The organism is Serratia sp. (in: enterobacteria), assembly GCF_046715635.1.
In the GTDB taxonomy this organism is placed as follows: Bacteria; Pseudomonadota; Gammaproteobacteria; order Enterobacterales; family Enterobacteriaceae; genus Chania.
Genome location: NZ_JBKJYW010000387.1, coordinates 1 through 9,443 on the forward strand (window position 1 = coordinate 1; position 9,443 = coordinate 9,443).

Annotated in this window: 7 protein-coding genes; 3 read left to right on the top strand and 4 right to left on the bottom strand. The window is 55.2% G+C overall.

Annotated elements, in window-relative coordinates; all coding sequences use genetic code 11:
* Window positions 1-165: 165 nt before the first annotated feature.
* A complete protein-coding gene (gene ppa, locus ACLQ7H_RS20075) occupies window positions 166-693 on the top strand; it encodes an inorganic diphosphatase (protein ID WP_024483356.1) in 528 nt (175 codons plus the stop codon).
* Between the two features lie 50 nt (window positions 694-743).
* On the opposite strand, the gene ACLQ7H_RS20080 is transcribed toward ppa, so the two are convergent.
* The 3 genes from ACLQ7H_RS20080 to ACLQ7H_RS20090 are packed head-to-tail and all read right to left on the bottom strand — an operon-like array spanning window position 744 to window position 6,654.
* Window positions 744-1,094 (bottom strand): gamma-glutamylcyclotransferase, encoded by a 351-nt coding sequence (locus tag ACLQ7H_RS20080; RefSeq protein WP_024483355.1) that lies wholly within the window; start codon window positions 1,092-1,094, stop codon window positions 744-746.
* A gap of 2 nt (window positions 1,095-1,096) precedes the next feature.
* Window positions 1,097-4,921, bottom strand: coding sequence for a translocation/assembly module TamB domain-containing protein (locus tag ACLQ7H_RS20085; protein WP_411754192.1), 3,825 nt, complete (start codon window positions 4,919-4,921; stop codon window positions 1,097-1,099).
* Complete coding sequence (locus tag ACLQ7H_RS20090) at window positions 4,918-6,654, bottom strand: autotransporter assembly complex protein TamA (RefSeq protein ID WP_411754193.1); 1,737 nt, start codon at window positions 6,652-6,654, stop codon at window positions 4,918-4,920. Before ACLQ7H_RS20090 ends, ACLQ7H_RS20085 begins: the two co-directional genes overlap by 4 nt.
* A 284-nt stretch (window positions 6,655-6,938) precedes the next feature.
* Between ACLQ7H_RS20090 and msrA the strand changes: the two genes are divergently transcribed.
* Both msrA and ACLQ7H_RS20100 read left to right on the top strand, forming a co-directional pair.
* Entirely contained in the window at window positions 6,939-7,577 is a 639-nt protein-coding gene (gene msrA, locus ACLQ7H_RS20095; RefSeq protein ID WP_411754195.1) for a peptide-methionine (S)-S-oxide reductase MsrA, read from the top strand.
* A gap of 176 nt (window positions 7,578-7,753) precedes the next feature.
* The gene (locus tag ACLQ7H_RS20100) at window positions 7,754-9,085 is read left to right on the top strand and encodes a hemolysin family protein (protein ID WP_411754194.1); all 1,332 of its coding nucleotides are present in this window, start codon (window positions 7,754-7,756) and stop codon (window positions 9,083-9,085) included.
* Window positions 9,086-9,148: 63 nt separating this feature from the next.
* Here ACLQ7H_RS20100 and ACLQ7H_RS20105 read toward each other — a convergent pair whose 3' ends face one another.
* On the bottom strand, window positions 9,149-9,355 hold the full coding sequence (locus ACLQ7H_RS20105) for a DUF1107 domain-containing protein (protein ID WP_021179022.1): 207 nt from the start codon (window positions 9,353-9,355) through the stop codon (window positions 9,149-9,151).
* Window positions 9,356-9,443: the final 88 nt, after the last annotated feature.

Genomic DNA, 9,443 nt, shown 5'->3' on the forward strand with positions numbered 1-9,443 from the left:
ATAGCCACTGACCTGTGACTTCAGCTCTGTACCGAAATGTGGTACATTTTGTGTGTACTATGCAGTACTGGTGCAGCTTCATGTCCCGAAAAATGGGAGTACTTTGAGGGCGTTTTGGCTATAATAGCCGCCACTCCATTTCTGGTTTGATTAAAGGAAACCGACATGAGCTTGAACCTGGTCCCTGCTGGCAAAGACCTGCCAGAAGACATCTACGTAGTTATCGAAATCCCGGCTAACGCCGATCCAATCAAATACGAAATCGACAAAGAAACCGGCTCTCTGTTCGTTGACCGTTTCATGTCCACGGCGATGTTCTACCCGTGCAACTACGGTTACATCAACCACACCCTGTCACTGGATGGCGATCCGGTAGACGTGTTGGTGCCAACCCCATACCCACTGCAACCAGGCTCAGTGATCCGCTGCCGCCCAGTTGGCGTGCTGAAAATGACCGACGAAGCCGGTGAAGATGCAAAACTGGTTGCCGTACCACACAGCAAACTGACCAAAGAGTACGATCACATTAAAGATGTGAACGACCTGCCAGAACTGCTGAAAGCGCAGATCACCCACTTCTTTGAACACTACAAAGATCTGGAAAAAGGCAAATGGGTAAAAGTGGATGGTTGGGCAGACGCTGCCGCAGCCAAAGCTGAGATCGTTGCTTCTTTCGAACGCGCCAAGAAGTAATTCTCGCCCGAACTGATAAAAAAACACCGCCCAAATGAGCGGTGTTTTTTTTACTGCTTTTCGTCAAGACGCTTGAGCCAGTCACCGCTTTCAATCCGCGGGAAACCGTCCACGCTGTGTCGATACAGGTAGATCCACGCACTCCCATAAGGCGTGCGGATCAGCTCGCGCTTGTAGTCTTTGGTATTGCTTTTCAACTCGTCCAGCTCGGCCAGAATCGATGAGTTAATACGATACACTTCGCAATGTACCGTGCCCTCTCCAGGGATCGCAGCCGGGTAGTGGCCCAGATTATAAAGCTGGTAGCCTTCTAATTCATGTTCACCCAACCATTGGGCGTTGGTCATCCAATGGCTGTTTCCCTGTTTGCGTCGTAAACTGCCGTAGACAATGATTCGCATAGCTAAAACTCAAACTGATAGAGCACATCCAGAGCCTGGTCTAGACCAGACACCGCTTCCAGATACAACCTAGGCATCAGGCGGTATCGCAACGTCAGCGTGGCCAATGAGTCGAAGATCCCCACCCCATATTTTACTTGTAAGCCGGGGAGGACATAGCCGCTCACCACTACCTGAGAGCTGTCGCCAACTCCCTCGGTATCCAGGGCCAGATTACTTACGCCAAACGCCTCGCCGATTTTACCCACAAGTTGACCACTTTGTGCAACCCCCATACCAATTAACATTGAGGTCATGGCGTTACCATCGGCACCGCCAGCCCCTAATCCCTGTCCACGCAGCAGGTAAGACAGTGCTTCTTGCTGAGACATGGCCGGATCGGAGAACACTTCCAGCCTTGGCGCATCGGCCATGCCGGTCACGCGGACACCGGCGGTCACGCCATTTTCCGTCGCATCCGGATTACGGATCGCCTCGATATTCAGCAGAGGTTGATCCGGTGGCCCAGAGAAGATCAGTTGGCCCTTGCGTACGAGCAGATCCTGGCCATAAGCATGGAAGCGCCCCGATGGAATATTAATCTGGCCATGTACCCCCAGACCATTCCGGTCCTGTGCCACGCGCAGATCGCCACTCAGTCTGGCTTTCAGACCGAACGCATCCAGACGCACGTCGTTACCCACGCGGATCGTCAGATTGCTGTTGATTGGGATCCCTGCCGTCGCCGGTTGGATCGGCTTGAGCTGGTTATCCAGCATCACTTCATCAGAAGAAACTCCGACCGCGCTTTCTGGCAGCTCCTGCACCGTGATGCGCGCCCAAGGGATTGCCACGCTACCGTTGAGTGAGAACAGTTGCGGCGTGGCTTCAAACACCACATCCGGTGACACATCAATGCGTACCATTGGCGGCAGAGTCACCCGCAGCCGATCACCCTTGGCTGCAATACGCGCACGCCAGGCATTGATATCCCGCCAGTCGGCATCCCCGGCCAGATTGAGCTGCCCATGCGTGGTTGCCAGCAACCCTTCCAGGGTCGAGGTCATCCCGTTGAAGTTCAGTGCCAGGCGGCCTTCAGTCATATCGAACGGCATCCAGTGGCCAACGATCGCCACCTTATCCAGCGCCAGACGGCCAAACACCAGCGGGTTCTGCGCATTGCCCCCTAATTGCAGGTTAGCATTCAGCATCCCCGCCGCTTTCTCGCCCTGCGTCAGTATCGGGTTAAGCAGCGCGAGCGAAACGTTGGTGATATTTACGTTACCACTGATGGCACGACGTACCTGTGGATCGGTGATCTGAACGTTGCCGCTAAACTGGCCGTTATTGGTCAGCTTGATCAGCCAGTCTGCCTGCGCCCGGCCATTGTTCAGGCCCGCATTGAGGTTTAGCGTGTCAAAGGCGATCGGCAACGCGCTGCCCTGCACCTGCTGCACCACCTTCACCCCTTTGCCCACCAGCGAGACTCTCGCCTGGGGTAATGCACCACCCGGCTGCCAACTGACGTCTGCCCGGCCACTAAAGACACCGTTCATGGCTGTATCCGGCCCCAGGAACGGTTTGATCATCGCCAGGTCGAAGCGGTTAAGTACCACGCTGGCCTGGCCACTGGCCCCCGCCTCGATGGTTCTAGGTACGCACAGCTCGGCATTCGGGTTCACCCAGCAGTGTGGCCCTACACTGACCTTCTGTTGCGTATTTAGGTAATCCAACGCGATGGCACGGCTAAGACGCCATTCACCCACCGGTGTATCAAAGCGAGTGTTGTTCAGGTTACCTCGCCAGCGCTGTTGCTGACGATCAAAGCTGCCCTCCAGGGCCAATTGCCCGGAAACCGGTTTGCCGTCGATATTCACTTGCAGCCGGTGTTGGCGCTCGTTGCCTCTGGCATCCAAGGTCAACAGATTGATCTGCAACGCATCCTGTTTGAGCTGCTCAACCCGTACCGCCAGTTGCCCCTGGATCTGATCGCTGGAACGGACATCGCCGTCGATCTTCACCCGATTGATGTGCAGCGCCTGCCATTGCAAGCCTGTCGCGGTCAGGTCTGCTAACAGCTGTGGTGCCTGCAGATTCCCTCGCAACTTCAACTGCCCGCGGACATTGCCGGCAAGGCCCGGCAAAGCGCCGTCGAGGTGTGCCGCATCGACATTGGCATCCAGCACCCAGTTTTTCTCATCCAACTGGCCTTTGACGCTGAGCGTATTGCGCCCTAACGCCAGATCGATACCGGGGATCGTCCACTGCCCGGCCGCGTTACCACGCAGAGAGCCTCGCGCCGATACCTTGTTTTGTTTCACATTGCCGTCGAGCTGCAGCAACGGCACCTGTAATTGCCAACTGCCGCCGTGCAGACTGCCACGGGTGGTGATTTTACCTTCCAATCGCGCTGGCCATTCCGGCCATTGCTTGGCGGTATTAATACCCGACAGCGTCAGCTGTGACGTCCAGCTTATCGCTTTGCTCCAGTCCACCAATGCCGTCAGATCGGTATTCCCCTCCAGCGTAACCAACCGCAGGCGCTCGAGTCTGAACTGTTCAAGATTACCTTTACCATCCAGCTGTAACACTGCTGGTGGCAGATCCTGACCTTTGAAATTGGCGCGGGTAGAGAGCGCATAATCTGCAGCCTTGCCGTTAAAGCGCAGGCGGAAGTCATTAACCTGATACTGTGCCTCACCGGTCAGCGGCCATTTCAGCTGTTTGCTTTGCAGCGTCAGCGCCAAGGGTAACCCCACCTCTGCCAACTGGGTTTGCACATCCAGCTGCGCCCCAACGGGGCCAGACAGGTTAAGCGCTACTTTCAGTTCTTCACGCAGCCCGCCAGATACATTCAGCTTCACCTTCTCGCCTTTCAGCGGATCGATATTCAGCGTGCTGTTCGCCACCATCTCCACTGGCCAACTGCCGGTCAGCGTTGCCTGCCCTTTGGCGGAAAGCATGCCCTGTGGCGATCTCACGTCAAAGCGATCCAACTGGATATGTTGATCTTTGGTGCTGGCCTGCAGCTGCAAGCGGGTGATCGATACCTCAGTGTCCCCGGTCAGATGTAGCTGCTCGCCGCTAATATCCTCAACGGTAATATCCAGCGGCAGACGAATTTCTGGCAAATCCGGCAGCAGTGGTTTGGCAAACAGCGCTTTCAGTGTTTCGCCCAACGGCTTCTCTTCCACGGGCGGTGGCACCAATGCCGGCGCAACCGTCGTTTTCTCTGCCACCTTGACCGCCACTTTCTCCACTGCGGGCTGCAGCACTTCCGGCAAAGGGTTCACCGGCGTTTTTGGCAACGCGACCAGCAAAGCGCGGAGAGTGGTTGGCATCAGCGTCAACGCTCGTTCTTGCCACTGTACGCCAGTACTGAATTCCCCCAGCGAGATCGCCGTATCGTCCACGGTAACCTTGACGTTATTCAACGCCAGCTTACGCAGGGTAATGGGATAAGGCGTGCTGAGATCGCCGATCGGCTCGCTGCTTTCCTCAACCGGTGCAGAAGGGGCCATCTCAGCGGTTTTCACCACCACATCGACATCCTGTGCGGTCAGCGCATTGACGCACAATGAACTGCGTTTAAAACAGGAGAGATCGAGCGAGAGATGGAACTGCCCGGCGTTGACTGCCACACCCGGCATCTGATACTTCACGCCTTTCAGGGTCAGGTCACGCCAGCCACCACTGACCGCCGCAATTTCCAACCCGGGAACCCAGCGGGCCGCGCCGTTGATCACCAGATGCAGGCCGGAAGTGGTGCCAAGCAGAAACGCCAACGTGCCGATCAGCAGCAACAGCAGGATCAAAAACCCCAGACAAATCTTTTTTATCAGGCTCATAGTTCAGGCCCCAAACCGATATAAAACTGTAGGCCGTGGGTCTCTTGATCCCCAACCGGCGCGGCGATATCCAGTTTCACCGGCCCTACCGGCGACTGCCAGCGCACGCCAACGCCCGCGCCGGTCTTGAAATTGCTGTCTGAGAATTTATTGACCGCCTGCCCGGAATCCACAAACATTGCCCCCCACCAGCGGCCAGTGACGTTATATTGGTACTCCAGCGAACCCGTCACCATTTTAGAGGCGCCGGTCAGCTTGCCGTCATCTCCACGCGGGGAAATGCCCTGGAATTTATAACCGCGGATACTGCGATCGCCACCGGCGAAGAAACGCAAATCCGGCGGCACTTTGTCAAAATCGTTGGTTTCAATCCAGCCTACCTGACCACGGACTACAAAGCGGTTTTTCTCCCCCAAGGTACGGATCCAGACGTTCTGCGCCTGCAGTAACGCAAAATCGACCCCGGAGCCCCAAGTGGTGTCCGACACGTCAATGGAGTAGCGCTGGCTGTCACCCCATACTGGCATCAGGCCGCCGCGTGAACGCGTACGGTTGATAGTCACACCAGGATAAAGCAGCATGGTGGTATTGGTAACGGTGCCCTGGGTAAAGTGGTCCAAGCGCCAACTGAGGTTGATCGCACGCTGCCAGCCGCTGGAGAGATCCCAGTTACGTGAAGCCACGACCTTGGTGCTGTCAGATTGGGTATCGTTCAGGTCCGTACGTTTGAAACCGGCCTGCAGCAGGTAATACTGCTCCAGTGGGCTACGCAGCAACGGGATCTTGTAGGTCAGATCCAACTGCTGTTCTGGCGCGGAAATACTGGCGGTAGTGGTCAAGCTGTGACCCCGATCGTTAAGCCAGGGCTTGCGCCAGGTTCCACGCACCCTTGGGCCAATATCGGTAGAGAAACCGCCGCCCAACTCCACAATATTGCTGCTACGCGGGGTTACCAGCGCATCTAACGGCAAAATCTTGCTCTCTTTGGCATCGGTGAAATCAGGGGAGACCACCACCGAGTTGAACCAGTTGGTAGCAGACAAACGGCGGTTCAGTTCGGCCAGATCGTTTGAGCTGTAATAATCGCCCTGGTGAAAGGGCACCAGGTTTTGCAGATAGTCTTCGCGGATTTGTGAGCCTTTGAAATTCACCTTGCCGAAGTGATAACGATCGCCGCTGTCGAAATCAATGTCCCAGAACGCTTTATGCAGCTCTTGCGCCACACCCAGCTGGCTCTTTTTCATGTTGGCATCGAAATAACCTTTACGCAGAGCAATCCCGGTCAAGGAGCCTTTAAAGCTGTCGTATTGGCCGTGATTGAGGATCTCGCCCACGGTTGGCCGGCTGGTTCTGACCAGACGCAGATAATCCTCATCCGTTCTTGCACCGCCTTCCAGCGTAATATTTGCCCCGGCAATGCGCACCGGCTCACCTGGGGTGACATGGGCATACAACACTGGACGCGAGAGCTTGGGGTTATCGTCAAAGGTGAAGTCAATGGTGGGTTCGTAATAGCCCAGAGGCCGTAGCCCCTGACGGATGGCAGCATCCACCCGAGCGCGGAAACGCCCCTCGGCATTGACCTCTTCCGGCGTGATCGCCGAAAGGCGCACACGAACGTTGCGCTCCAAATCCCCACTCAGGCCGTCAACCTGCAGCCGCACATTCGCCGCTAACACCGACGGCGTAACGAATAGCGCACATAACACGCAAAGGACACGATATCGTGGCACAGGTGCTCCTTAATTGATTTTTCTGTCCTGTCAGTACCTTTGCTCTGGTGCTGGGGCGGTGCTATCAGACTGCCCCCCTTACCTTTAGATCCCAGACGTTGCCCATACGACAACGACCATGATCGAAAACAAGACGCATTCTTAGCTTTTGGCGCTCAAAATACTGCGTTAAGCTGATACATAAACCTTAGATAGGGCTTATTGTGGGCAAAGAAGCGGCCAGTTACAACTGACACGCGTCCCTATTAGGCTAATTCTCATTATGGCAACAGGAGTGAAACGTGGTGCAATCTTTTGATAAGTCTCAAAACATCAATAAGGCAAGTGCGCTTCCTGGCCGCACTACGCCGATGCCCGTCGCTACGCTTAACGAGGTGACCGGTCATTCCATGACCTTGGTGCCCGAGGGGATGGCAACGGCCATCTTCGGCATGGGCTGCTTTTGGGGCGTCGAACGTCTGTTTTGGCAGCAGCCGGGGATTTACAGCACAGCTGCTGGTTACAGCGGTGGCTATACGCCAAATCCAACCTATCGTGAGGTATGCAGCGGCCAGACTGGGCATGCCGAAGTGGTGCGCGTAGTCTTTGACCCGCAGGTCATCAGCTACCGCCAGCTGTTGCAGGTATTCTGGGAAAACCACGATCCCGCGCAAGGCATGCGTCAGGGCGGAGATATCGGTACCCAATACCGCTCAGCTATCTACTACTTGGACGCAGAACAACAGGCCGCTGCGGAGCAAAGCCTGCAAGCTTTCCAGCAGGCGATGGATAAGGCGGGCGATCAACGCACCATCACCACCGAAATTGCACCGGCACTGCCTTTCTACTATGCAGAGGATGACCACCAGCAATACCTGCATAAGAATCCAGGCGGCTATTGTGGCCTGGGTGGCATTGGGGTGTGTCTGCCTCCACAGGGTTAAGCTGTTAATTTTTAACCACTGGCGGCCCTCACGGGGCAACTGCTATACTGTGTTGGGCTGCGTTTGCGGCCCGCTTTTGTGGGCGCGTGATATAACGCCCCCTTTGATTCACCTTTTTATACGGTATTACCCCTCCGAAAGATCGCCGACATCCCGTCGGTACGAATGGATAGACTATGTTAAACAGTATTTTACTGATTCTTTTTCTGATCGCAGTGAGTGCGTTTTTCTCGCTTTCAGAAATCTCTCTGGCTGCGTCACGCAAGATCAAACTCAAACTGATGGCTGACGAAGGCAACATCAATGCCGCCAGAGTCCTTAAGCTGCAGGAAACTCCGGGCATCTTCTTTACCGTGGTGCAAATCGGCCTCAACGCCGTAGCCATCCTCGGCGGTATCGTCGGTGACGCAGCCTTCTCCCCCAGCTTCAAAGTGCTTTTCGACCGTTTCCTGTCACCCGAACTCTCTGAGCAAATCAGCTTTATGTGCTCGTTTGTGATGGTGACCAGCCTGTTCATCCTGTTCGCGGATTTAACACCGAAGCGCATCGGTATGATTGCACCGGAGACGGTTGCCGTCCGGATCATCAACCCGATGCGTTTCTCGATCATGCTGTTCCGCCCGCTAGTCTGGTTCTTCAACGGCATGGCTAACCTGATTTTCCGCATGTTCAAGCTACCGATGATGCGTAAAGACGACATCACCTCCGAAGATATTTACGCGGTGGTGGAAGCCGGCGCTCTGGCCGGGGTACTGCGTAAACAGGAACATGAGCTGATTGAAAACGTCTTCGAACTGGAATCACGCACCGTGCCCTCTTCGATGACGTCCCGCGAAAGCGTGATTTACTTCGATCTGCGCGAAAGCGAAGACAGTATTAAAGAAAAGATCTCCACTCATCCGCACTCCAAGTTCCTGGTGTGCGACGGCCATATCGATCAGGTCGTTGGCTATGTTGACTCCAAGGACCTGCTGAACCGCGTTCTGGGCAACCAGAGCCTGGTGCTGAGCAGCGGCGTGCAGATCCGCTCGGCGCTGATCGTGCCGGATACCCTGACCCTGTCGGAAGCGCTGGAAAGCTTTAAAACCGCGGGTGAAGACTTTGCGGTGATCCTCAATGAATATGCTTTGGTAGTCGGGATTATTACGCTGAACGACGTGATGACCACGCTGATGGGTGACCTGGTAGGCCAAGGTCAGGAAGAGCAGATCGTGACGCGTGATGAGAATTCGTGGCTGATTGAAGGTGGGACGCCAATCGAAGACGTGATGCGTGTGCTGCATATCGATGAGTTCCCACAGGCTGGCAACTATGAAACCATCGGCGGCTTCATGATGTACATGCTGCGCAAAATCCCGAAACGCACCGACTTTGTGAAATATGCCGGGTACAAGTTTGAAGTGGTCGATATCGACAGCTACAAGATTGACCAGCTATTGGTCACCAGACTGGTCGACAAACCGATCACGGTGCTACCAAAAGCCCCCGACGAAACACCTCAGGCATAAACATTAGCGGCCCCTTCGGGGCCGCAGTTACTTTTCTTTGCAGGGTACTCCATAGATTGCGCTTCAGCCCATTTCGGCCTGCAGTAACAACACCTGCCGGTTGACCTCGGACATCACGTTGAAGTGGCGCTTGTCACGAACCTTCGGCAACAGGATTTTCCCCTTGTCGAACTCAAACGCCCCCACATCCTTGATGTACAGCCGCCCCCGGAACAGGGTTTTTACATACGTAGCCACTTTCAGTGGGTTATAACGCTGGAAGATTCTCATAGTTGTTACTCTCCTCCCGTTGGATCCATGCGCTCAGCGAGCGGCCAAAGTGGCCACCTCGACATTCGGAGCGCAACTTGATTGCTTT

Coding starts and splice junctions, on each gene's coding strand:
- ppa (WP_024483356.1), top strand. CDS start 166: ATGAGCTTGAACCTGGTCCCTGCTGGCAAAGACCTGCCAGAAGACATC.
- ACLQ7H_RS20080 (WP_024483355.1), bottom strand. CDS start 1,094: ATGCGAATCATTGTCTACGGCAGTTTACGACGCAAACAGGGAAACAGC.
- ACLQ7H_RS20085 (WP_411754192.1), bottom strand. CDS start 4,921: ATGAGCCTGATAAAAAAGATTTGTCTGGGGTTTTTGATCCTGCTGTTG.
- ACLQ7H_RS20100 (WP_411754194.1), top strand. CDS start 7,754: ATGTTAAACAGTATTTTACTGATTCTTTTTCTGATCGCAGTGAGTGCG.
- ACLQ7H_RS20105 (WP_021179022.1), bottom strand. CDS start 9,355: ATGAGAATCTTCCAGCGTTATAACCCACTGAAAGTGGCTACGTATGTA.